Consider the following 22908-nt stretch of genomic DNA (forward strand, 5'->3'; position numbering starts at 1 on the left):
GCCTGCAGCATGTCCATCTGCCCGGCAATCATGATCTCCAGCATATTGTCGAGCGATGCCGAATCGGACCCTTCCATGGAAACCGGTGGGCCCAGCTCTGCCAGGTCCGGCACACCGGGCAGCTGCCACACGCTGGCGCGTGCCTGCGCCCAGTTGCGGTTGCCCTGGATGGTGTTGATTTCGCCGTTGTGCGCGAGATACCTGAACGGCTGCGCCAGCCGCCACTGCGGCAGCGTATTGGTGGAGAAACGCTGGTGGAATACGCAGGCTGAACTCTCCAGTGCCGGGTCTTTCAGATCCGGGTAAAACGTGTCGAGAAACGCCGGCATTACCATGGCCTTGTACGACAGCGTGCGTGCCGACAGGCTGGCCACATAGAACACCGGGTCGTCCTTGCGCAGCGTGTTCTCGGTCCAGCGCCTGGCAATAAACAGGCGGCGCTCGAATTCATTTCCATCGATGCCGCCGGCGGCATTGACGAACAGCTGTTCGATTTGCGGCAGGGTGGCCAGCGCCGTTGCGCCGCAGGCCTCCGCGTCAACCGGCACCACGCGCCAGCCGGCCGGCTCCAGTCCGGCCGCCCGCAGCTGGGCCTCGAGTTGCTCACGCGCCGTGGCCGCCAGTGCCGGATCCGGGTTGAGAAACACCAGTCCGACGGCGAATTGCGAGGCCACATCGATCCCTGCCGCCGCGGCCGTCGCGCGCAGGAAAGGCTCCGGTGTCTTCAGCAGCAGCCCGCAGCCGTCACCGGTCTTGCCGTCGGCCGCGACTGCCCCGCGATGCGTGAGCCGGCACAAAGACCGGACGGCCGAACGCACCAGCGCATGGCTGGGCCGGTCGTCCATCTGGGCGATCAGGCCGAAGCCGCAGCTGTCGCGCTCGAATTCGTCGCGATATAACCCGTTGTTCCCGTTCGTAGCGACAGGAAACCCCCTGTATTACCAATATTTATCTGTTCGAGCTGGCCTGGCCGGCCAGTGGCGGGACTTCGCAGTAACGGTCGAAGATACCGCCCATGTGTCAGTCAAGGCAAGCCACAGTTAAGACGGAGCTTGAGCAATCCCGCGTAACCGGGCTTGCGGCCATAGCAGGCCTGTGATATCAAACATCTGATCATGAATTATACGATACCCGCGATTGTCAGGACCCCGCGACGCCGTACCGGAGGCAGATGCACGGCTGGGTGAACGCGACGCAGGTAATCGGAAGAGCTTTCAAAAACCCAGCCAGATGGCTGGGTTTTTTTTGACGGGAGTAAGCCAGGGCATGAGACATTTCCTGACCACCGAAGACTGGTCACAGGACGGGCTGCAGCAGCTGCTGGACAGCGCGGCGGCATTCAAGCGTGGCGCACCGGGCGCGCCGCTGGCGGGCAAATCGATTGCACTGGTGTTTTTCAATCCGTCGATGCGAACCCGCACCTCGTTCGAGCTCGGCGCATTCCAGCTGGGCGCACATGCCGTAGTGCTGCAACCGGGACGCGATGCCTGGCCAATCGAATTTCGTCCCGGCCAGGTCATGGAAGACGACGCCGAAGAACACGTTGCCGAAGTCGCGGCGGTGCTGTCACGCTACTGCGACCTGATCGCGGTGCGGGCTTTTCCAAAGTTCCAGGACTGGTCCGAAGATCGCGAGGACCGGGTGCTGCAGGGATTCGCCCGCCATGCCAGCGTTCCGGTCATTAACATGGAAAGCATCGTGCACCCGTGCCAGGAGCTTGCCCTGATGATGACGCTGCAGGAAAAACTCGGCACTGTGGCAAAACGCAAGTTTGTACTGACCTGGACGTATCACCCAAAACCGCTGAACACTGCGGTTGCCAACTCGGCGCTGCTGATTGCCAGCAAGTTTGGCATGGACGTGACGCTGTTGTGCCCGAACCGGGACTACCTGCTGGACGCGCGGTACATGGATGCCGCTGCGACGAACGCTCATGCAAGTGGTGGCAGTGTCGAGGTTTCCCACGAAATCGATCAGGCATATGACGGCGCCGATGTGGTTTACGCCAAGAGCTGGGGCGCGCTGCCCTACTTCGGCCGCTGGGACGAGGAAAAACCGGTGCGAGACGCTCATCGGCACTTTATCGTTGATGAGCAGAAGATGGCGCGGACCAGCGACGCATTGTTCAGCCACTGCCTGCCACTGCGCCGCAACGTCAAGGCCACCGACGCGGTAATGGATGCTGATTATTGTGTTGCCATCGACGAGGCAGAAAACCGCCTGCACGTGCAAAAGGCACTGATGACCACCCTGGCCGGAGAGAACCTATGACTGACAAGAAAATAGTACTGGCATTTTCCGGGGGTCTGGATACCAGTTTTTGCGTGCCGTGGCTGAACGAACGCGGCTTCGAGGTGACCACCCTGTTCGTCGATACCGGCGGGGTGGATGCAGCCGAGCGCGACTATATTGCCAGCCGGGCTACAGAGCTTGGCGCCGCCAGGCACGTAACCACCGATGCTTCGGCGGATATCTGGAACGAAGTCGTCGTGCCGCTGGTGCACAGCGGCGGCTGGTACCAGGACCAGTACCCTCTGCTGTGCTCCGATCGTTACATTATCGTGCGCAAGGCTCTGGAGCTTTGCGATGAAGTCGGCACACGCAACTTTGCCCACGGCTGTACCGGGATGGGCAATGACCAGGTGCGCTTTGACCTCACGGTGCGAGCGCTGGGCGATTACAACATCATCGCGCCGATCCGCGAGATCCAGCAGGAAGGCCTGCAGGTGCGCGAGTTCGAAAAGCAGTACCTGGCCGATCGCGGTATCGATGTGCGTGACAAGACGCAAACCTACACCATCAATGAAAACCTGCTGGGGGTGACGATTTCCGGTGCCGAGATCGACCGCTGGGAGGCGCCGGGGCCCGATACCTGGCAGCTGACCCGGCCACGCAGCGAGTGGCCCGAACAACCGCTGCGGGCGCAGGTGACTTTCGACGCCGGCATCCCGGTGGCACTTGATGGTGAGGCCATTGGCGGCGCCGCGCTACTGGCGGAACTGAACCGGCGTTTCGGTGCCTACGGCGTTGGCCGCGGCCTGTACACCGGCGACACCTGTGTTGGACTCAAGGGACACATTGTTTATGAGGCACCGGGCCTGACTGCTCTGCACGTTGCCCATCGCGCACTTGAGGAGGCAACCAGCACGCGTCACCAGAATGCCTTCAAGCCGGTCGTTGCCCGTCAGTGGGGCGAGCTGGTGTACCAGGGTTTTTTCTACGAGCCCCTCAAGCGCGACCTGGAAGCGTACCTTAGCGCCTCGCAGGGCAGCGTTAGCGGCACCGTCACGCTCGAGACTGCCGGCGGCAATGTGCACGCGGTCGCGATCGACTCCGACAAATTACTGGTCGACGACAACGCGACCTATGCCCAGTCAGCCGGCTGGTCGGTCAGCGAAGCGGAGGGTTTCATCAAGCTGTTTGGCCAAAGCAGCGCGCTTTGGCACGCAACGAACAAGCGGGGCAATGCGGATTGAACGCTGACCTGGAAAAAACCTTGCAGCATCTGTCAGCGCTGGTGGCCTGCGATACGCAGAATCCGCCACGCCAGATCGGGCCCGACGGATTGTTTGCCTACCTGGGCGACCACCTGACCGGCTTTGAACTGGACCTGCAGGATTTCGGTGACGGCTGCATCAACCTGCTGGCAACCCGCGGCCAGCCCGATGTGCTGTTTAATTTTCATATAGACACGGTGCCTGCCAGCGGCAACTGGAGCGGCGACCCGTTCAGGCTGCGCCTGAACGACAGCCGTGCAACCGGCCTTGGCGCCTGCGACATAAAAGGGGCGGCTGCCTGCATGCTGACGGCGGCGGCGGCCACCGACGGAGCGGTTGCCCTGCTGTTCAGCTCGGATGAAGAGCATGGCCGCAGCCGCTGCGTCAGCGAGTTTCTTTCCACCGATCATGGTTTCGCCAACGTGGTGGTGGCCGAACCGACCGGCGCGCGGGCAGTGCTGGCGCATCGCGGCATTGCTTCTGCCGAAATAACTTTCACCGGCATTGCCGGCCATGCCAGCAACAGTCGGGCGCAGGACGACAGTGCCATACATCGTGCGATGCGCTGGGGCAATCGCGCACTCGAATTTGCCAGTTCCGCCGGCGACTCGGAATGGGAAAACCTGCAGGGATTGCGCTTCAATATCGGCCGCATCGAAGGCGGCGTAAAACCCAACGTCATTGCTGCCGAAGCCGTCGTGCGCTTTGGCATGCGGCCGCTGCCCGGCAGCGACATCGATGCGCTGCTGCAACAGCTGTTCCAGCTTGCCGAACCGCACGAACTCGAAGGTTACCAGGTGCTGTTCCGGCAGCCGTCGCTGCCGGCCGACTCCGGCGCATCGCTGGCACCGGGGCGGGAACTGGCGCAACGTCTTGGGCTGGAGCCTGGCGACGCTGTAGATTTCTGGACTGAAGCGGCGCTGTTTTCCGCATCCGGTCTTAACACGCTGGTTTACGGGCCGGGCGACATTGCCCAGGCACACAGCGCGGATGAGTGGGTAGCCCTCGAGCAACTCAACCAGGTCATTGCAAGCTACAAGAGGCTGCTGTCATGAACAAACCTGACCGGCAGGTGCGCAGCGTAATCAGCCGGCTGCTGGACAACATCGGCAGCGAAAAGGAAATCCAGCAGTACCTGCGACGTTACTCGGATCTGGATGCCAACCAGTTTGCGGTGATAAAGATTGGCGGATCGACGCTGCAAACTGATCTGGATGAACTGACCTCGGCACTGATTTTCCTGCAACAGGTCGGGCTAACCCCGATTGTCGTGCATGGTGCCGGCCCGCAGCTGAATGCTGCGCTGGCCGAACGCGGGATCGACAGCGAAATCCGTGACGGGCTGCGGGTTACCTCGCCGGCCGTATTAAATACCGCCCGCCAGGTGTTCATGCGCGAGAACCTCGCGCTGGTCAAGGCATTGCGCGATGCGGGAACCAATGCCGTCTCTATTACCAGCGGTGTATTCGAAACGGAGCTGCTCGACCGCGGCAAATACGGCATGGTGGGCAAGATCAACAAGGTGCACCCGGAACTGCTGCGCCATTCACTCGAGGGACACGTTCTGCCGGTGCTCTCCCCGCTGGGCGAAACAGCCGACGGCCAGATCGTCAACGTCAATGCCGACGTCGCCACCCAGGCGCTGGTGCGCACTGTCAAACCGCTCAAGATTGTTTTCCTCACCGGCACCGGCGGCATACTTAATGCTGACGGCCGGATTATTCCGTCGATAAACCTGGTAACCGAGTACGAGCGCCTGATAAGCCAGGACTGGCTGCATTCCGGCATGCGACTGAAGATCGAACAGATCAATGACCTGCTGCGCGACCTGCCGCCGACCTCATCGGTATCGATTACCCGTCCGGCGCTGCTGGCGCGGGAGCTGTTCACCCATCGCGGCTCGGGCACCTTTGTGCGGCTCGGTGAGCGGCTGGAGGCGCATCAAGACTGGGATACAGTCGATGTGCCGAAGCTGCGCGAACTGGTCGAGTCGAGCTTTGGCCGCCGGCTTGTCGATGACTACATGGAGCAGACCCGACTGACCGCCGCCTATATCAGCGATTGCTATCGTGCCGCCGCCATCATCGTACGCGGCGGGCCGGTGCCAAGACTGGACAAGTTTGTGGTGACCGACAAGGCGCGCGGCGAGGGGCTCGGCAGCGCTTTGTGGCGACGGCTGCGGACCGAACACCCGCAACTGTTCTGGCGTGCGCGCCCGGATAACCCGATAAACCGATTTTACTTTGAGCACAGCGACGGCTGCATCAAGGGCGAGCAATGGAATGTCTACTGGTACGGGCTGAAAGACATGGGCGCAATCGGTCGTTGTGTCGATCACGCCATGGCAGCCGGCGAGACCCTGCAGTGAAGGAGTACGCGTGAGTGGCAAACTGAAACTGGGGCTGGTCGGCGCACGCGGCTATGTCGGTCGGGAACTGTTGCGCCTGGTTGCCGGTCACCCTGCGCTGCAGCTGGCTTATGCCAGCTCGCGCCAGTTTGCCGGCGAGGATATCGCCCAGCAGGTACCGGGCGTGGACCGGGGCCTGCGTTACGAGGCGCTGGATGCCGCGGCAGTTGCCGGACGCGATGCCGACATCATCGTGCTGGCGCTACCGGAAGGCCTGGCTGCGAGATATGCCGGCGAGATTGCGCAGGATCGGATCATAGTTGACCTGAGTGGCGACCATCGTTTTGACAGCAACTGGCAGTACGGTTTACCGGAGCATAACCGCGACGAACTGGCGGGCAGCCGGCGGATCAGCAACCCCGGCTGCTACGCAACCGCCATGCAGCTGGCGCTTGCGCCATTACTTGAGCATCTCGACCAGCCGCCCCACTGCTTTGGTGTATCCGGTTACAGCGGTGCGGGCACCACGCCGTCACAGAAAAATGACCCGGCCGTACTGGCGGCAAACCTGCTGCCGTACAAACCGATCGGCCACCTGCATGAGCGCGAGGTGAGCCATCGACTGGGTCGTGAAGTACGCTTTATGCCGCACGTGGCCGAGTTTTTTCGTGGCATCTCGATGACGGTGGCAGCGACGCTGAACAGGCCGCTGACAGCCGACGACGTCGCGGCGTGTTACGACGGGGCTTACCTTAATGAACCACTGGTGCAGGTCAGCACGGATACGCCGCTGGTAGCCGCGGCGGCCGGCAAACACCGGGCCTGTGTCGGTGGCTGGCAATTGTCTGATGACGGGACGCGCCTGGTGGTCTACGCGACGCTGGACAACCTGCTGAAGGGTGCAGCAACCCAGGCGCTGCAGAATATCAACCTGGCCTGTGGCCAGCCGGAACTCGAGGGCCTGCGCGATGAGCTTGCTATGGAGCAGTAAAGACAGCAACACCGATGAGCAGGTAATGCGTTTTCTTGCTGGCGGAGACGTGATGCTCGATCGCGAGCTGCTGCTGTACGACATCCAGGCCACTGCGGCACATGTCGGCGGGCTGGCCCGCATCGGCCTGCTAAGCACTGACGAACAAACAGCGCTGCAGAACGAGCTGACTGACATTGCCGAACGATTCCAGAGCGGGCAGCTGGAACTGGACCAGCGATTCGAAGATGGCCACTCGGCAATCGAGTTCTGGCTGACCGAGAAGCTTGGCGATATTGGTGCCAAGGTTCATACCGGGCGCAGCCGCAATGACCAGGTGCTGACGGCCACGCGACTTTACCTGCGCGATGCGCTGGCTGACCTGCAGCAGGCCTGCCAGCACACCGCCGCCGCCTGCCTGCAGCGTGCGGCCGACACTGCGGATTGCCCGATGCCCGGCTACACGCATCTGCAGCGCGCAGTGGTCAGTTCCTGCGGGACATGGTTCGCCGGCTTTGCAGAAGCATTCATCGACAATGCTGTGCTGGCTCGCGAAACCCGTGACTGGATAGATGCCAATCCGCTGGGCACGGCTGCCGGTTATGGCGTCAACCTGCCGCTCGACCGCGACCACACCACCGCGCAGCTGGGATTCGGTCGGCTGCAGCTGAATCCGGTGTATACGCAAAACAGTCGTGGCAAGTTCGAGCTGCAGGGACTGCAGGCGCTGGGACAGGCGCTGCTGGACGTGCGCCGCTACGCCTGGGACCTGAGCCTGTTCACCAGTGCGGAATTCGATTTTGTCCGATTGCCGGACATTTACACCACCGGTTCGTCCATCATGCCGAACAAGCGCAACCCGGACCTTGTGGAGTTGCTGCGCGCCGCCCATGCCACCGTGCAGGGCGCCGCGGCGGAGATCACCGACACTCTGTCGCTGCCCAGTGGCTATCACCGCGACCTGCAGGCCACCAAGGGGCCGCTGCTGCGTGGATTCAGTCGCGGACTGGCCGCTATGGCCCTGATGCCACGCCTGGTTGCCGGTACCGAATTCGATGAAAAGCGCCTGCGTGCTGCTATCGACCCGGCCATGTATGCCACCGACCGGGCAATTGACCTGGCGCGATCGGGCACCGCATTTCGCGATGCCTACCGCGAAGTGAAGCAGTCATCGCCTGACGCCGGCGATACCGCTTCGCCGGAGGAAAGCATCAACGCACGGGTTTCGCCTGGCGCCGCGGGCAATCTGCGACTGGAGCTGCTGGCGCAGCGTCTGGAACAGCTCGCCGCCGGCTGATTTGCGCACCCTGATGGTGCATTTGCCCGGGGCACCCTGCCAACATTGTGCGCTGCGCCAGCCACCGAGCATCTAAGCCCCTGTCCCATATGCCAATTAGGTGTTGGCACGATTCCTGCTGTATGCCGTCAAAGCCCGCCAGCTTGCGACAACAACATCAGAGGAATCGAAATGAAACGCATTGTGACCATTACCATGCTGCTGGCAGCACAGACCGCAGGTGCCGAGCTGTCTGCAAACCTCGGCTGGCAGAGCGAATACATCTTTCGTGGCATACCGCAAAGCACATCGTCAGCACAAGGCGGCGTGGATTTCGAGAGCGGCGGCTTCTATCTCGGAACCTGGGCAGCCGATGTCGGTGTCGGTGCTGAAATCGATGGTTACGGTGGCTACGGCTGGGAAGTAAACGGCTTCAGTTTCGGCATAGGCGCCACCGGTTACTTCTACACCGATGATTTCGATGATACGTACCGCGAATTAAACCTGAGTCTTGGCCACAGCGCCGTAACGCTCGACTTTGCAGCCGGCGAATACGATAACTTCGCCGGGCCAACCCTGGACTACACCTTTCTGTCAGCCTCCTTCGAGCACGGCAGCGGCCTGTACGGCGTTATCGGCACCTTTGGCGCTGATGCTGAAGGCGATTACTACAGCGTAGGTTATGGCACCGAGGTCAATGGCATCGACCTGTCGGTCGACCTGATCTATTCCGACAACACACTACTCGGTGCGAGTGGCGGCGAGAGCAACCTCGTCTTCAGTATTGGTAAAAGCTTTGATCTGAACCGCTGAGCGTCGCCGTGAAGCTGATCACGATCATCGTCAAACCGCACATGGCGGAGGATGTCCGCCAGGCTTGCGTCCGATTTGGCGTGACCGGTGTAACGGTTACCGAGGTTGATGGGTACGACCATCGGCACGGACATTCGGAGTACTACCGCGGTGCTGAATACAGCGTCGAGTATCTGCCGAAAGTAAAAATGGAGATCGCCGTGCATGACGATATTTACAACAATGTAATCGAAGCAGTTGTTGGAGCCGCGCGTACCGGAAAAGTTGGCGACGGCAGAGTGTTTGTTACCAGCCTGGACGATGCCACCCGGATAAGAACCGGCGAAATTGGCCCGGCAGCAATCTAGTAAATAAAGAAACCAGGAGCAGCAAGTGGATAAAGTCATCGAGTTGAGCTACGCGCTCGACACCTTTTATTTCCTGATGTGTGGGGCGCTGGTCATGTGGATGGCGGCCGGCTTCACCATGCTGGAAGCCGGGTTGGTGCGCGCAAAAAACACCGCCGAAATCCTGACCAAGAATGTTGGCCTCTACTCGATTGCCTGCATCATGTACATGCTGTGTGGTTACGGCATCATGTATGGCGACAGCATCAATTCCTTTATACCCGGCATCGGCATGCTCGGCATTGAGGACAACACTGCCGAGGCCGTACTGGCCGGTGGTGACGATGCGCCCTACTACTCGAATTTATCCGACTTTTTCTTCCAGGTAGTGTTTGTCGCTACGGCAATGTCGATAGTCTCGGGCGCGGTTGCCGAGCGCATGAAGCTGTGGGCATTTCTGGCCTTCGCCGTCGTCATGACCGGGTTTATCTATCCGGTGCAGGGCTTCTGGAAATGGGGCGGCGGCTTCCTGGACAACGCCGGCTTTCTCGACTTTGCGGGCTCTGGCGTCGTGCATATGACCGGGGCTGCTGCGGCGCTCGCTGGCGTGCTGTTGCTGGGACCGCGCGCAGGCAAGTATTCAAAGGATGGTCGCATCTCGGCGATACCCGGCTGCAACCTGCCGTTAGCCACGCTCGGCACGTTTATCCTGTGGCTGGGCTGGTTCGGCTTCAATGGCGGCTCCGAACTGAAGGTTTCCGACGTCGGCGAGGCCAATGCCGTGGCCCTCGTTTTCGTCAACACCAACATGGCTGCGGCTGGCGGCCTGGTCGCCGCATTAGTACTGGCGCGCGCCTGGTTCGGCAAGGCTGATCTGACCATGGCGCTGAACGGTGCGCTGGCCGGGCTGGTCGCCATAACCGCCGAGCCACTGACGCCTGCACCGCTGCTGGCTACGGCGATTGGCGCTGTCGGCGGACTGCTTGTCGTCGGGTCTATTGTGATGCTGGACAAGATTCGTATCGACGATCCGGTTGGCGCGATTTCGGTGCACGGTGTAGTCGGTATCTGGGGCCTGCTGGCGGTTACGTTATCAAATGACGACGCATCGCTCGGCGCCCAGCTGCTTGGTATTGCCGTCATCTTTGCCTGGGTATTCATTACCAGCTTCATCGTCTGGTTCGTTATCAGGAAAGTGATGGGAATTCGCGTTTCCCAGCAGGAAGAAATGGAAGGTGTTGACGTTGGTGAGTGCGGTCTCGAGGCATATCCCGAGTTCACCCTTGGTGCCGGCCGCGGCGGGACTACACCGCTCTCATCGCACGGCGCCTATGCCGCTCAGGCCCGCGTGTCTGAAAGTTAACCCCCGGGGATCGCAGATCATCCCCGATACCTTGAGCCTCCCCCATGCGGGGAGGCTTTTTTTTCGGCATCGTCGCAGGTAGTCGCGGCTGGAAGCCGCTCCCACAGGCCGCTCCCACAGGCCGCTCCCACAGGCCGCTCCCACAGGCCGCTCCCACGAAATGCACCCCTATGTGGCGATTTCTTCCAGCTCAACCCATCGCTCCGCTGCAGCGTCGAGCTCGCTGGTAACAGCGCTCATGCGGTCGAGCACCGGCTGCACTTTTTCATATGGCTGGCTGTAGAAGTCATCGCCGGCAATCTGCGCCTGCAGCTGCGCAAGCTCAGCTTCCAGCGACTCGATACGCGCCGGCAACTGCTCCAGCTCGCGTTTTTCGTTGTAGCTGAGCTTTTTTGGCGCGGCCTCCTTGCGCCGCTGACGATCATCGGCGCGAGCCTGTTTTTGCGCACGCCGTGCGGGGTCATCCACCTCTGCCAGCGCGCGGCCGCGTCGTGCCCAGTCGCTGTAGCCGCCGACGTACTCGTGAATATCACCGTCTGCCTCAAATACCAGGATGCTGGTGACCACATTATCGAGAAACTGGCGATCGTGGCTGACCACGAGCAGTGTGCCCTGGTACTCGACCAGGCGGTTCTCCAGAACCTCCAGCGTTTCGACATCCAGATCGTTCGTCGGCTCGTCGAGTACCAGCAGGTTTGTCGGACGGGTAAAGAGTTTTGCCAGCAGGACCCGGTTACGTTCACCACCCGAGAGTATCTTTACCGGGCTCATCGCCCGCTTCACGTCAAAAAGAAAGCCACGCAGGTAGCCGACGACGTGGCGTGATTTGCCGTTGATGGTGATGTAGTCGCTGCCCTCGCCGACGTTGTACGCAACGGATTTCTCCAGGTCCAGCTCTTGCCGCTCCTGCCCGAAATAGCCGATTTCCAGGCCGGTACCTTGCTTTATCGTGCCCGACTGCGGCTGCAATTCGCCCAGCAGCAGTTTCAGCAAGGTGCTTTTACCGACACCGTTATTGCCGATCAGGCCAATTCGGTCGCCACGCATGATTTTCAGCGACAGCCGGTCGATCAGGTTGTCGTTGTTATAGCTGTAGCAGACGTTCTTTGCCCGGATGACCTTGCGTCCGCTCGACACCGCTTCGTCGATATTGATACGCGCCGTCTGCTGCCGCGCCGGCCGTTCGGCCCGCTCTTCGCGCATCGCCTCCAGCGCGCGTACCCTGCCCTCATTGCGCGTGCGTCGCGCCTTTATACCCTTGCGTATCCACGCCTCCTCCTGCGCCAGCCGCTTGTCGAAACGCGCGTTTTCCACTGCCTCGTCGCCCAGCGCTTTTTCCCGCCGCCGCAGGTAATTCTGGTAATCGCCCGGCCAGCTGACCAGCCGGGTCCGGTCGAGTTCAACAATGCGGGTCGCAAGCTTTTGCAGGAATGCCCGATCATGAGTAATAAACATCACCGCACCGTCGTAGCCACGCACGCGATGCTCCAGCCAGTCGATACTGGCCAGGTCCAGGTGATTGGTAGGTTCATCCAGCAGCAGCAGGTCGGGTTTGCTGACCAGGGCCCGCGCCAGCCCTACCCGGCGCTGCCAGCCACCTGACAGCTGATCCATACGCTGCCCGGCCGGTAACTGCATGTCGCTGATGATGGTGTCGACCAGCTGTTCGAGGTTCCACCCGCCGGCGGCATCGATACGTCGGTGCAGGGCTTCCAGCTCACGCAGCCCGGTCTTGTCCAGATCTGCCTGCGACAGCTGGTTGTATTCACGATGCAGCGCCTGCAGTCGTTGCAGTCCACCGGCCACTGTCTCGCGCACGGTTCCGCTCAGCTGTTGTGGCAAGGTCTGCTCCAGCTGGCTGATACGCAGGTCGGGCAGTACCTGCACGTCCCCGCCGTCGACGATAACCTGGCCGGTGATGATGCCAAAAAGGGTTGTCTTGCCGGCGCCATTGCGACCCACAAGGCAAACCCGTTCGCCTTCCTCGATCGTCAGCGATGCATCCTTCAGTATTTGCTGTTCACCAAAGCGCAGCGCCAGGCGATCGAGTCGAACCAGTGGCATATCAGGCAGAAAGACGCTGGCCAGGCTCGCAAGGTGCACAACGCACCCCGGCATCGCCACGCTCTACCTGCAACGTGGCGTGTTGAATTCGGAAGCGCCGGCCGAGCCCGGTGGTCACGTCCTGCAGGAAACTATCGGTAGCCGCACCGGGCATCACCAGGTGCGCGGTTAAAGCAGTCTCGGTCGTACTCATTGCCCAGATATGCAGGTCATGCACATCGTTCACACCGCTGCGACCCAGCAGGTAGCGACGGACTTCGGCAGGGTCGATATGTCGCGGCACCGCGTCGACCGCCATGTCGACTGACTCGCGTAACAGCCGCCATGTTGCAACAAGTATCACAGCGGCGATCACCAGGCTGAGCGCCGGGTCAATCCACAAACTGCCGGTGACAAGTATCAACACACCAGCGAGCACCACGCCGAGAGAGACCGCGGCATCGGCCGCCATGTGCAGCCAGGCACTGCGGATATTCAGGTCGTGCTCACGGCCACGATGAAACAACATCGCCGTGAAGAAATTGATGACGACGCCGATGGCCGCGACGACAATTACGGTCATGCCGTCGACGGGCTGCGCATCGAGCAGCCGCCCGGCCGCTTCCCACACGATGCCGCCGATGGCGACCAGCAAGAGGACGCCACTGGCAACGGCCGCCAGTATGGTCGCGCGTCGATAGCCATAGGTACGGCGGCCACTGGGCTGGCGACGCGAGATTGCCAGCGCTCCCCACGCCAGCAGCAGCGCCATGACGTCGCCAAGGTTATGGCCGGCATCTGCCAGCAGCGCCAGCGAACCGGACAGAAAACCGAAAACCGCCTCGATGACGACAAAAACGATATTGAGCGCAACACCGAGAGCAAAAGCGCGGCCGTAATCATGGGAGTGCCCGTGCATGGCTATAGGTTACCAGCGGCTGGGCGTGCCGGCACCGGTTGAGGTATAAATAAGGCCATGGCCACACGCACTCTCGGTCAGGTTATTGCTTCGGTCCCGACCTCCGACGGGGCCGGGGTGAAGCTGCGGCGCAGCCTCGGCTCACAGCCGTCGCTGCGCCTCGACCCTTTCCTGATGCTGGACGAGTTTGGCACCGAAAACCCGGATGACTACATTGCCGGCTTTCCGCCGCACCCGCACCGCGGCTTTGAGACCGTCACGTACATGCTCGATGGTCACATGCGTCACGAGGACCATCTGGGCAATGTTGGTGAACTGACCGAGGGCGGCGTGCAATGGATGACTGCCGGTCGCGGCATCATCCACTCCGAGATGCCGCAGCAGAATGAGGGCCGCATGCGCGGATTCCAATTGTGGATTAACCTGCCGGCGGCGGAGAAAATGACCGAGCCGAAATACCGCGACCTGCCGGCGGCCAGGATTCCGCTGGCAGATCTTTCCGGCGGCCAGGCCAAGGTAATCGCCGGGACACTCGAATCGCCGATCGGCAACACGACCGGACCAGTCAGCGGCCTCACGACCGAACCTGTTTTTTTCGACCTGCACCTCGACAGCGGCGCGATTTTTGAGCACCCGGTACCGCCCGGGCACAACGCATTTGTCTATGTCTACGAGGGACGTGCCGTCACCGGACCGGCCGGTGCCGAGAAAGAATTTTTCCCGCAGGCGGCAGCTGTCCTGAATGATGGCGATCGCGTGCGGCTATGCGCACTGGAACACGACACCCGGATGCTGTTGCTGGCTGGCAAGCCACTCAACGAGCCGATCGTGCAACGCGGGCCCTTTGTAATGAACACCGACGAAGAAATCCGCCAGGCAATCGACGACTACCAAAACGGCACGCTGACTTAAAGATCGTCGAACCGGCCCGGCCGGTTCGACTCTTCCTTTAACCTCTTACCCGTGACCAGTCGCCCGCATTACCACGAAGCAACCTGGTCGCAGACAAGTCGCGGCTGAAGCCGCTCCTGCAGAGGTCGTACCAGCTAATGGTGCGGCGGGAGAGAAGACAGTGTTTCCTGGCGGCGACTGCGGTTTCGCCGCCGGAGCCGACAGAGAATACAGTCAGCTCGGCCTGCGGCCTCACGACGGAATCGCTACGCGATAAGTTCGTTCTGCATGTCTCGATACACGCAAATCGGGACCGCCGCTTACCCTTGTTCCAAGGCAGTCGCGGCTGGAAGCCGCTCCCACGAAACCTCGCAGAAAGAAAAAGCCGGCACAAGGCCGGCTTTCAGGTCGTACTCCTGGTGAGCGTTAGTCGGATGATTCGGGCTGGTCGACCAGCTGTACCAGCGCCATGGGCGCGGCATCGCCGGGTCGGTTGCCGATCTTGAGGATACGCAGGTAGCCGCCAGGGCGGTCCTTGAAACGCGGGCCGATCTCGTTGAACAGCTTGGTTACTGCCTTGCGGTCACGCAGCCGGTCAAAGGCAAGGCGGCGACGCTCGACGCCGTCTTTCTTTGCCATGGTGATCAGCGGCTCGACAACGCGACGCAACTCTTTTGCCTTCGGCACCGTGGTGCGTATGGTCTCGTGCTGCAGCAGCGACGTGGACATGTTACGGAACATCGCCTTGCGATGCGGGCTGTTCCGGTTCAGTCGTCTGCCTGACTTTCTGTGTCTCATTGCTCTGATTCCACGTTAGGCCGGGGTATCCTGGCGCAGCACGGGTGGCGGCCAGTTTTCCAGCTTGGTGCCCAGCGCCAGGCCATGGCTGGCCAGCACTTCCTTGATTTCTGTCAGCGACTTCTTGCCGAGGTTTGGCGTACGCAGCAGCTCCACTTCGGTGCGCTGCACCAGGTCGCCAATATAGTTGATGCTCTCTGCCTTGAGGCAGTTGGCCGAACGCACGGTCAGCTCCAGTTCGTCGACCGGACGCATCAGCACCGGGTCGATCTGCGACTCGGCGTAGGCACGGGCGCGATCTTCCTGGCCCTGCAGGTCGACAAACACGCTGAGCTGGTCCTTCAGGATCGAACCGGCCCGACGAATCGCCTCTTCGGCGTCGATGGTGCCATTAGTCTCGATATCGATCAGCAGCTTGTCGAGGTCGGTACGCTGCTCAACACGAGCGGCATCCACCGTGTACGAAACGCGACGAATCGGGCTGAACGAAGCATCCAGCTGCAGCCGGCCAATCGGTCCGGCAATGTCTTCAAAAGTAGTCCGCTGTGTGGCCGGCGTGTAGCCTCGGCCACGCACCACCTTGACCCGCATGCTCAATTCACCACTGCTGGTGAGATTGGCGATGACATGATCGGGGTTCAGCACCTCGACATCGTGATCGCCCTGGATATCGCCAGCGGTGACCACACCTGGTCCGCGCTTGGAAATGCTCAGCACGGCCTCGTCTCGTGCATGCATGCTGATGGCAACCTCCTTGAGGTTCAGCAGGATGTCGACAACATCTTCCTGCACCCCCTCGATGCTGGTGTACTCATGCAGGACACCGTCGATCTCTGCTTCGACGACGGCGCAACCCGGCATGGACGACAGCAAGATACGCCGCAGGGCATTGCCCAGCGTATGGCCGAAGCCGCGCTCCAGCGGTTCGATTGTCACTTTGGCGCGCTGGTCCGTAACCGACTGGACACGGACTACACGCGGCTTGAGAAATTCTGCTACCGATGCCTGCATGGCAACCTCTCGTTGAATACTTTCTGACTAAAACTGTTTACTTCGAGTACAACTCGACAACCAGGTTCTCGTTGATATCCGGCAGGATCTCATCCCGCTCGGGTACCGCCTTGAACGTACCGGTCATCTTTTTCTCGTCTACTTCGACCCATTCCGGCCGGCCTACCTGGCTGGCAATACTCATCGCATTTGCGATGCGGGCCTGCTCGCGCGCCTTGTCGCGCACGGCAATAATGTCGCCCGCCTGCACCTGGCAGGAGGGTATGTTTACGGTCGTCTCGTTCAGGACAATCGCCTTGTGCCGAACCAGCTGACGCGCCTCGGCGCGGGTTGATGCAAAACCCATGCGATACACCACGTTGTCCAGCCGCGACTCGAGCAGCTTGAGCAGGTTCTCGCCGGTCGAGCCCTTCTGCCCGGCCGCACGCGTGTAGTAACCGCGAAACTGCTTCTCCAGCACGCCATACATACGACGAAGCTTTTGCTTCTCACGCAGCTGCAGCCCGTAATCGGACAGCCGTGGCCGGCGCTGTGGCGCCCCGCCCGGCGGCACCTGCGACTTGCACTTGGTTTCCAGCGGCCGCACTCCGCTTTTCAGGAACAGATCCGTTCCTTCGCGGCGCGACAGTTTGCATTTTGGTCCGGTGTATCTTGCCATTGAATTAAATCCTCAGACCCGGCGCTTTTTCGGTGCCCGGCAACCGTTGTGTGGAATCGGTGTTACGTCGGCGATGAAGCTGATGCGAAAGCCCGTTGCATTAAGCGCACGAACCGCGGACTCGCGCCCCGGGCCCGGGCCCTTTACCCGGACTTCCAGGTTTTTCACGCCGTAATCCTTGGCCGCATTGCCGGCTTTTTCCGCTGCCACCTGGGCCGCGAATGGCGTCGACTTGCGCGAACCACGGAAACCGCAGCCGCCGGCCGTGGCCCACGACAGCGCGTTACCCTGACGGTCGGTAATCGTAATGATGGTGTTGTTAAAAGACGCGTGCACGTGCGCAATCGCATCGATCACGGTCTTTTTGACTTTCTTTTTGGTGGTTGTCGTTTTGGCCATGACTTATCTCTTGATTAACCGGCGCGGGCCCTTGCGGGTGCGGGCGTTAGTACGGGTGCGCTGACCACGCAGCGGCAGACCGCGACGATGGCGGATACCGCGGTATGTACCGAGGTCCATCAGCCGCTTGATGTTCATGGCTGTTTCACGCCGCAGGTCACCCTCGACGCTGAGCTTGCCAACTTCGTCGCGCAACTTGTCCACTTCAGGCTCAGCAAGATCCTTGATCTTCATGCTGGGATCTATGCCTGCCGCCGTGCAGATTTTCGCTGCAGTGGTACGACCGACACCGAAGATATGCGTCAGCGCGATCACAGTGTGTTTGTGATCTGGAATATTTATGCCGGCAATACGTGCCATAAGCTGCTACCTCAACCCTGCCGTTGCTTGTGACGCGGATCTTTACAGATCACGCGTAAAACCCGTTTACGCCGCACTATCTTGCAGTTGCGGCACATTTTCTTGACCGATGCCCGTACTTTCATCGTGGTCTCCCAATCCGCCTCAGCGGACCCTGCCGGCGCGACCATAGCCGCGCAGGTTAGCTTTCTTCATCAGGCCCTCGTACTGGTGCGACATCATGTGCGCCTGCATCTGCGACATGAAGTCCATCACCACTACGACGATGATGAGTAGTGAAGTGCCGCCAAAGTAAAACGGCACGTTAAATTGCAAAATCATGAACTCCGGCAGCAAACACACGGCGGTAACGTACATCGCGCCCCACAGTGTCAGGCGCGTGAGCACCAGGTCGATGTACTCGCCGGTCTGGCGCCCTGGCCGGATTCCGGGAATAAAGGCGCCGGAGCGTTTCAGGTTGTCTGCCGTCTCGCGCGAGTTGAAGACCAGCGCGGTGTAGAAGAAGCAGAAAAATATGATCATCGCCGCGTAAAGCAGGATGTAGATCGGCTGGCCCGGGGCCAGCGTGCTGGCAATATTCTGCAGCCAGCCAAAACCTTCCTGGGTTCCAAACCAGCTCGCGATAGTGGCCGGGAACAGGATGATACTGGAGGCGAAGATCGGCGGAATCACGCCGGACATGTTCAGCTTGAACGGCAGATGGCTCGACTGGGCCTGCATCAGCTTGCGACCCTGCTGGCGCTTGGCGTAATTGACCGTGATACGACGCTGACCGCGTTCGACAAAGACCACAAAATACGTGACCGCGAGCACCAGCAGGAACAGCGTCAGCGCCAGCAGCGGATGCATCGAACCGTTGTTAACCAGCTCCAGCGTGCCGCCGATAGCGGCCGGCAGACCCGAGATAATGCTGGCCAGGATGATCATGGAAATACCGTTACCGATGCCACGCTCGGTAACCTGCTCGCCCAGCCACATCAGGAACATCGTGCCGGTAACCAGTGTCGTCGCCGCGATAAACACGAACTGTGGACCCTGGTAAAGCGTCACGCCCTGGGTCTGCAGGGCCGAAGCAGCAGCAATCGACTGGAACAGCGCCAGGCCAACGGTGCCATAACGGGTGTACTGGGTGATCTTGCGCCGCCCGGCCTCGCCTTCTTTTTTGAGCGCAGCCAGCGACGGCACCACTACCGACATCATTTGCATGATAATCGAGGCGGAAATATAGGGCATGATCCCGAGGGCAAAAATACTCAGGCGCTCCAGCGCGCCGCCCGAGAACATGTTGAACATGTTGACGATAGATCCCGACCCCATCTGGTCGAAGAACTGCTCCAGCGCGACCGGATCGATACCGGGCACCGGCACAAAGGTACCGATGCGATAAACGATCAACGCGCCGGCCAGGAACAGCAGACGCTTGCGAAGCTCCGCGAACTTCGGCGCTTCGCCGCCCAGTACGGCGGATGCTGCTGTTGGTGCCTTGGCCACTCGTTAGCCCTCGATTTTGCCGCCGGCCGCTTCAATAGCAGCGCGGGCGCCCTTGGTTACTGCAACACCGCGTACGGTGACTGCATCATTGATTTCGCCTGACAGGATGACCTTTGCCTTCTTGGCAAATGCGCTGATGATATTGGCGCTTCTCAGCGCATCCATATCGACCACGCCATCGTTGCCGGCTGCCACTATGGCCGCTTCATGCAAACGCACTTCACCGGTGTAGCGCGCCTTGCGCGAATGAAAGCCCACCTTTGGCAGACGTCGCTGCAGCGGCATCTGGCCGCCTTCGAAGCCCACCTTGTGATAGCCGCCCGAGCGCGCCTTCTGGCCCTTCTGGCCTCGCGCGCTGGTCTTGCCGTGGCCACTCGAACGGCCGCGTCCGAGCCGCTTCTCGCGCTGCTTGCTGCCCGCAGCCGGTTTAATTGTGTTCAATCGCATTTCAGGCATCCTCTACCCGCAGCAGGTACGAAACCTTGTTGATCATGCCGCGGTTTTCCGGGGTGTCGATTACCTCGACAGTGTGGTTGATCCGGCGCAGACCCAGTCCCGCCACGCAAGCCTTGTGGCTGGCGAGACGGCCGCTCTTGCTCTTGATCAATGTCACCTTGATTGTCTTGCTCTTAGCCATCTGTCATCAGTCCAGTATGTCTTCGACCCGCTTGCCGCGTTTTGCCGCAATCGATTCCGGCGAGCGCATCGAAGTCAGGCCATTAACGGTGGCGCGCACGACGTTAATCGGGTTACGCGATCCATAACTTTTCGCCAGCACGTTACGAACGCCGGCGCATTCGAAAACAGCGCGCATCGCCCCGCCGGCAATAATGCCGGTACCGTCGGATGCAGGCTGCATGTATACCTTGGTCGCACCATGGTGCCCTTCGATGGCGTACTGCAGCGTATCTTCGCGCAGCGGCACGTCCTGCAACGCACGACGGGCGGCCTGCATGGCCTTCTGAATTGCCACCGGCACTTCACGCGCCTTGCCGTAGCCGTAACCCACCTGCCCGGCACCGTCGCCGACCACAGTCAGCGCGGTAAAACCAAACTGGCGGCCACCCTTTACTACTTTGGCCACGCGGTTGACAGTAACCAGCTTTTCAATCAGCTCGTCGTTGCCTGAATTGTCCATTCTCGCCATAAAACGAATCCTTAAATACTAGAATTGCAGCCCGGCTTCGCGGGCTGCGTCGGCCAGCGCCTTGACGCGGCCGTGGTAACGAAAACCGGAACGATCAAAAGCCACTTTCTCGATACCGGCTGCTTTGGCTTTTTCAGCTATTGCCTTGCCAACCGCCTCGGCGGCCGCCTTGTTGCCGGTGGCCTTGAGACCTTTGGCCACATCCTTCTGGACCGTGGAAACGGCTGCCAGCACGGTGCCGCCATCGGGACCAATGATCTGAGCATAGATATGCCGCGGCGTGCGGTGAACGCTGAGCCGGTTGATCCCCAGATCGCGCATCTTGGCACGCGACTTCCTGGCGCGACGTAAACGAGTAACTTTCTTTTCCATCGTCAGTGCCTACTTTTTCTTCGCTTCTTTCAGAATGATCTGCTCATCTGAATAGCGAACACCTTTACCTTTGTATGCGTCTGGCGGCCGGTAGGCGCGAATATCGGCCGCAACCTGACCCACCACCTGCTTGTTGGCGCCTTTGACCACAATCTCGGTCTGGCTGGGGGTCTCGATCGTGACCCCCTCCGGCACCTCGTATTCCACCGGATGCGAAAAACCCAGCGTCAGGTTCAGCTTTTTGCCCTGCGCCTGCGCGCGGTAGCCAACCCCGTGCAGCTCAAGCTTGCGCTCAAAGCCGCTTGTCACTCCGGTGACCATGTTGCTCAGCAGAGCACGGGTAGTACCGGCCAGCGCAATCGACGTACGCGAACCGTCCTGGGCCGCCACCGTCAGCAGGTTTTCGTCCTGATCGATCTTCACCTGCGGGTGCAGCTTCATCTGCAGCGACTCTTTGCCGCTTTTCACGGTCACCTGCCCGTTGGCGAGATTGAACTCAACGCCCTTGGGCAATTCGACCGGTATTTTTGCAACTCTCGACATCGTAATTTCCTTTAGGACACCACGCACAGCACTTCGCCGCCCTGCCCTTCGGAACGCGCCTGGCGGTCGGTCATGACACCGCGTGATGTGGAAACAATGGCTACGCCAAGCCCGCCCATCACCTTCGGCAGGTCGTCCTTGCCACGGTAAATACGCAGGCCGGGACGGGACACACGACGCAGGTCGGCAATGACCGGTTCGCCTCGGTGGTAACGCAGGCGAATGCTAAGCACCGGCTTGCCGTCTTCGTTGCCGGTCTGGAAATCGTCGATATAACCTTCGTCACGCAGCACCTTCGCGATAGAGCTTTTCATGCGCGTGCCGGGCATCGACACCTCGACCTTGCCGGACAATTGCGCATTGCGGATGCGCGTCAGCATGTCGGCAATAGGATCAGTCATACTCATCGTTAAATACTCCTACCAACTCGCCTTGCGCAGGCCCGGTATCTCGCCGTCCATGGTTGCCTCACGCAGCTTGTTACGCGCCAGGCCGAACTTGCGATAAAAGCCATGCGGCCGGCCGGTAATCGAGCAGCGGTTACGCTGCCGAGACGGGCTGGCATCACGCGGGAGCTTCTGCAGCTTCACCTGCGCTTCGCGCCGCTCCTCATCCGACGACTTGGGCGAACGAATAATCTCTTTGAGCAGCGCGCGCTTGGCGGCACACCGCTTCGCAATCTTCTGGCGCTTGCGCTCGCGCTGTATCATTGAAGTCTTAGCCATCAGCTACTCAATCCTTGTTTACGGAACGGGAAATTGAACGCTTCGAGCAGCGCTCTGCCCTGTTCGTCATTTTCGGCACTGGTTGTAATCGCAATATCCAGGCCACGGGTGGTATCGATCTGGTCAAAATCGATTTCCGGAAAAATAATCTGCTCGCGCACGCCCAGGCTGTAGTTGCCCCGACCGTCAAACGCCTTCGGGCTCAGGCCGCGGAAGTCACGCACACGCGGTGCGGCAACGTTGATCAGGCGATCGAGAAATTCGTACATGCGTTCGCGGCGCAACGTGACCTTGCAGCCAATAGGCATGCCATCACGGAGCTTGAACGCAGCAACCGACTTTCGGGCACGGCGCATCAGCGGCTTCTGGCCGGCGATTTTCTCCATATCTTTCATGGCAAAATCCATGACTTTCTTGTCGGCCACGGCTTCACCCACGCCCATATTGAGCGTGATCTTGGTGATGCGAGGTACCTGCATCGAATTTTTCAGGCCGAGCTTCTTCTGAATTTCTCCAGCAAGCTCGCTCTGATATTTTTCCTGTAAACGTGACATTGTCTTTTCTCAAATCGCGCGCTGGGGCGCGTTTATGCCCTTTCGGGTACTCCCACAATCAAATATCGACTACGTCGCCGCTCTTGAAGACGCGCACTTTCTTGCCATCTTTTTCGACGCGAAAACCGACTCGCTCACCTTTCTTCGACTTCGCGTTAAAAACGAGTACGTTCGAAATATCCATCGGCATCGCCGTATCTTTGATACCGCCGGCCTCACCGATATTCGGGTTCGGCTTGATATGCTTCTTGGCGATGTTTACGCCCTCAACCAGCACGCGCTGATCATCAAATACCTGCAAAACAGTGCCACGACGGCCTTTGTCCTTGCCAGTCGTTACGATGACTTCGTCGCCTTTTCTAATCTTATTCACTTAGAGAACCTCAGGGGCCAGCGAAATAATCT

Annotated in this window: 29 protein-coding genes; 10 read left to right on the forward strand and 19 right to left on the reverse strand. The window is 60.3% G+C overall.

Annotated elements, in window-relative coordinates; genetic code table 11:
• Window positions 1-845: glutamate synthase large subunit (gene gltB, locus HKN06_06305; protein ID NNF60927.1), on the reverse strand; the 845-nt coding region annotated here is incomplete at its 3' end.
• A gap of 421 nt (window positions 846-1266) precedes the next feature.
• Here gltB and HKN06_06310 point away from each other — a divergent pair.
• The 9 genes from HKN06_06310 (at window position 1267) to HKN06_06350 (ending at window position 10592) form a co-directional block, all read left to right on the forward strand.
• A complete protein-coding gene (locus HKN06_06310; protein NNF60928.1) occupies window positions 1267-2271 on the forward strand; it encodes an N-acetylornithine carbamoyltransferase in 1005 nt (334 codons plus the stop codon).
• Window positions 2268-3476 carry an argininosuccinate synthase gene (locus HKN06_06315; protein NNF60929.1) on the forward strand — a complete coding sequence of 403 codons (1209 nt, stop codon included), beginning with the start codon at window positions 2268-2270 and terminating at the stop codon, window positions 3474-3476. The genes HKN06_06310 and HKN06_06315 overlap by 4 nt, the downstream gene beginning before the upstream one ends.
• Window positions 3473-4552 carry an acetylornithine deacetylase gene (locus HKN06_06320; GenBank protein NNF60930.1) on the forward strand — a complete coding sequence of 360 codons (1080 nt, stop codon included), beginning with the start codon at window positions 3473-3475 and terminating at the stop codon, window positions 4550-4552. Before HKN06_06315 ends, HKN06_06320 begins: the two co-directional genes overlap by 4 nt.
• On the forward strand, window positions 4549-5865 hold the full coding sequence (locus HKN06_06325) for an acetylglutamate kinase (protein NNF60931.1): 1317 nt from the start codon (window positions 4549-4551) through the stop codon (window positions 5863-5865). Before HKN06_06320 ends, HKN06_06325 begins: the two co-directional genes overlap by 4 nt.
• A gap of 10 nt (window positions 5866-5875) precedes the next feature.
• Window positions 5876-6835: an N-acetyl-gamma-glutamyl-phosphate reductase gene (locus HKN06_06330; protein NNF60932.1), complete on the forward strand. Its 960-nt coding sequence runs from the start codon at window positions 5876-5878 to the stop codon at window positions 6833-6835.
• Window positions 6813-8111: an argininosuccinate lyase gene (locus tag HKN06_06335; GenBank protein ID NNF60933.1), complete on the forward strand. Its 1299-nt coding sequence runs from the start codon at window positions 6813-6815 to the stop codon at window positions 8109-8111. Before HKN06_06330 ends, HKN06_06335 begins: the two co-directional genes overlap by 23 nt.
• A gap of 171 nt (window positions 8112-8282) precedes the next feature.
• Window positions 8283-8903: a hypothetical protein gene (locus tag HKN06_06340; protein ID NNF60934.1), complete on the forward strand. Its 621-nt coding sequence runs from the start codon at window positions 8283-8285 to the stop codon at window positions 8901-8903.
• A gap of 8 nt (window positions 8904-8911) precedes the next feature.
• Entirely contained in the window at window positions 8912-9250 is a 339-nt protein-coding gene (locus tag HKN06_06345) for a P-II family nitrogen regulator (protein NNF60935.1), read from the forward strand.
• 25 nt (window positions 9251-9275) lie between these two features.
• Complete coding sequence (locus HKN06_06350; GenBank protein NNF60936.1) at window positions 9276-10592, forward strand: ammonium transporter; 1317 nt, start codon at window positions 9276-9278, stop codon at window positions 10590-10592.
• 168 nt (window positions 10593-10760) lie between these two features.
• Here HKN06_06350 and HKN06_06355 read toward each other — a convergent pair whose 3' ends face one another.
• Both HKN06_06355 and HKN06_06360 read right to left on the reverse strand, forming a co-directional pair.
• The gene (locus tag HKN06_06355; protein ID NNF60937.1) at window positions 10761-12656 is read right to left on the reverse strand and encodes an ATP-binding cassette domain-containing protein; all 1896 of its coding nucleotides are present in this window, start codon (window positions 12654-12656) and stop codon (window positions 10761-10763) included.
• Between the two features lies 1 nt (window position 12657).
• The gene (locus HKN06_06360) at window positions 12658-13554 is read right to left on the reverse strand and encodes a cation transporter (protein ID NNF60938.1); all 897 of its coding nucleotides are present in this window, start codon (window positions 13552-13554) and stop codon (window positions 12658-12660) included.
• A 57-nt stretch (window positions 13555-13611) separates the two neighbouring features.
• On the opposite strand from HKN06_06360, the gene HKN06_06365 reads away from it, so the two are divergent.
• Window positions 13612-14466, forward strand: coding sequence for a pirin family protein (locus HKN06_06365; GenBank protein ID NNF60939.1), 855 nt, complete (start codon window positions 13612-13614; stop codon window positions 14464-14466).
• 405 nt (window positions 14467-14871) lie between these two features.
• Here the strand turns inward: HKN06_06365 and rplQ are convergent, their stop codons facing one another.
• Genes rplQ through rplX form a run of 16 tightly spaced genes read right to left on the reverse strand, consistent with a single transcriptional unit; the run spans window position 14872 to window position 22876 of the window.
• Window positions 14872-15243 carry a 50S ribosomal protein L17 gene (gene rplQ / locus HKN06_06370; protein NNF60940.1) on the reverse strand — a complete coding sequence of 124 codons (372 nt, stop codon included), beginning with the start codon at window positions 15241-15243 and terminating at the stop codon, window positions 14872-14874.
• Window positions 15244-15258: 15 nt separating this feature from the next.
• On the reverse strand, window positions 15259-16254 hold the full coding sequence (gene rpoA / locus HKN06_06375; GenBank protein ID NNF60941.1) for a DNA-directed RNA polymerase subunit alpha: 996 nt from the start codon (window positions 16252-16254) through the stop codon (window positions 15259-15261).
• A gap of 37 nt (window positions 16255-16291) precedes the next feature.
• Complete coding sequence (gene rpsD, locus HKN06_06380; GenBank protein ID NNF60942.1) at window positions 16292-16912, reverse strand: 30S ribosomal protein S4; 621 nt, start codon at window positions 16910-16912, stop codon at window positions 16292-16294.
• Between the two features lie 12 nt (window positions 16913-16924).
• Window positions 16925-17311 (reverse strand): 30S ribosomal protein S11, encoded by a 387-nt coding sequence (gene rpsK / locus HKN06_06385; GenBank protein NNF60943.1) that lies wholly within the window; start codon window positions 17309-17311, stop codon window positions 16925-16927.
• A 3-nt stretch (window positions 17312-17314) separates the two neighbouring features.
• Window positions 17315-17671 carry a 30S ribosomal protein S13 gene (rpsM, locus tag HKN06_06390; protein NNF60944.1) on the reverse strand — a complete coding sequence of 119 codons (357 nt, stop codon included), beginning with the start codon at window positions 17669-17671 and terminating at the stop codon, window positions 17315-17317.
• Window positions 17672-17682: 11 nt separating this feature from the next.
• Window positions 17683-17796, reverse strand: coding sequence for a 50S ribosomal protein L36 (rpmJ, locus tag HKN06_06395; protein NNF60945.1), 114 nt, complete (start codon window positions 17794-17796; stop codon window positions 17683-17685).
• Between the two features lie 19 nt (window positions 17797-17815).
• On the reverse strand, window positions 17816-19162 hold the full coding sequence (gene secY / locus HKN06_06400; protein NNF60946.1) for a preprotein translocase subunit SecY: 1347 nt from the start codon (window positions 19160-19162) through the stop codon (window positions 17816-17818).
• 3 nt (window positions 19163-19165) lie between these two features.
• Window positions 19166-19609 (reverse strand): 50S ribosomal protein L15, encoded by a 444-nt coding sequence (gene rplO, locus HKN06_06405; protein NNF60947.1) that lies wholly within the window; start codon window positions 19607-19609, stop codon window positions 19166-19168.
• Between the two features lies 1 nt (window position 19610).
• The gene (gene rpmD, locus HKN06_06410; protein NNF60948.1) at window positions 19611-19799 is read right to left on the reverse strand and encodes a 50S ribosomal protein L30; all 189 of its coding nucleotides are present in this window, start codon (window positions 19797-19799) and stop codon (window positions 19611-19613) included.
• A 6-nt stretch (window positions 19800-19805) separates the two neighbouring features.
• Window positions 19806-20309 (reverse strand): 30S ribosomal protein S5, encoded by a 504-nt coding sequence (rpsE, locus tag HKN06_06415; GenBank protein ID NNF60949.1) that lies wholly within the window; start codon window positions 20307-20309, stop codon window positions 19806-19808.
• A gap of 18 nt (window positions 20310-20327) precedes the next feature.
• A complete protein-coding gene (gene rplR, locus HKN06_06420; protein ID NNF60950.1) occupies window positions 20328-20681 on the reverse strand; it encodes a 50S ribosomal protein L18 in 354 nt (117 codons plus the stop codon).
• Window positions 20682-20690: 9 nt separating this feature from the next.
• The gene (rplF, locus tag HKN06_06425) at window positions 20691-21224 is read right to left on the reverse strand and encodes a 50S ribosomal protein L6 (GenBank protein ID NNF60951.1); all 534 of its coding nucleotides are present in this window, start codon (window positions 21222-21224) and stop codon (window positions 20691-20693) included.
• A gap of 11 nt (window positions 21225-21235) precedes the next feature.
• Window positions 21236-21625 (reverse strand): 30S ribosomal protein S8, encoded by a 390-nt coding sequence (rpsH, locus tag HKN06_06430; GenBank protein NNF60952.1) that lies wholly within the window; start codon window positions 21623-21625, stop codon window positions 21236-21238.
• 18 nt (window positions 21626-21643) lie between these two features.
• Window positions 21644-21949 carry a 30S ribosomal protein S14 gene (gene rpsN / locus HKN06_06435; protein ID NNF60953.1) on the reverse strand — a complete coding sequence of 102 codons (306 nt, stop codon included), beginning with the start codon at window positions 21947-21949 and terminating at the stop codon, window positions 21644-21646.
• The gene (gene rplE, locus HKN06_06440) at window positions 21949-22503 is read right to left on the reverse strand and encodes a 50S ribosomal protein L5 (GenBank protein ID NNF60954.1); all 555 of its coding nucleotides are present in this window, start codon (window positions 22501-22503) and stop codon (window positions 21949-21951) included. Before rplE ends, rpsN begins: the two co-directional genes overlap by 1 nt.
• Before the next feature lie 58 nt (window positions 22504-22561).
• Window positions 22562-22876, reverse strand: a complete 315-nt coding sequence (gene rplX, locus HKN06_06445) for a 50S ribosomal protein L24 (GenBank protein NNF60955.1) — start codon at window positions 22874-22876, stop codon at window positions 22562-22564.
• Between the last annotated feature and the right edge of the window lie 32 nt (window positions 22877-22908).

This window comes from Gammaproteobacteria bacterium (assembly GCA_013003425.1).
Lineage (GTDB): Bacteria > Pseudomonadota > Gammaproteobacteria > Steroidobacterales > JABDKV01 > JABDJB01.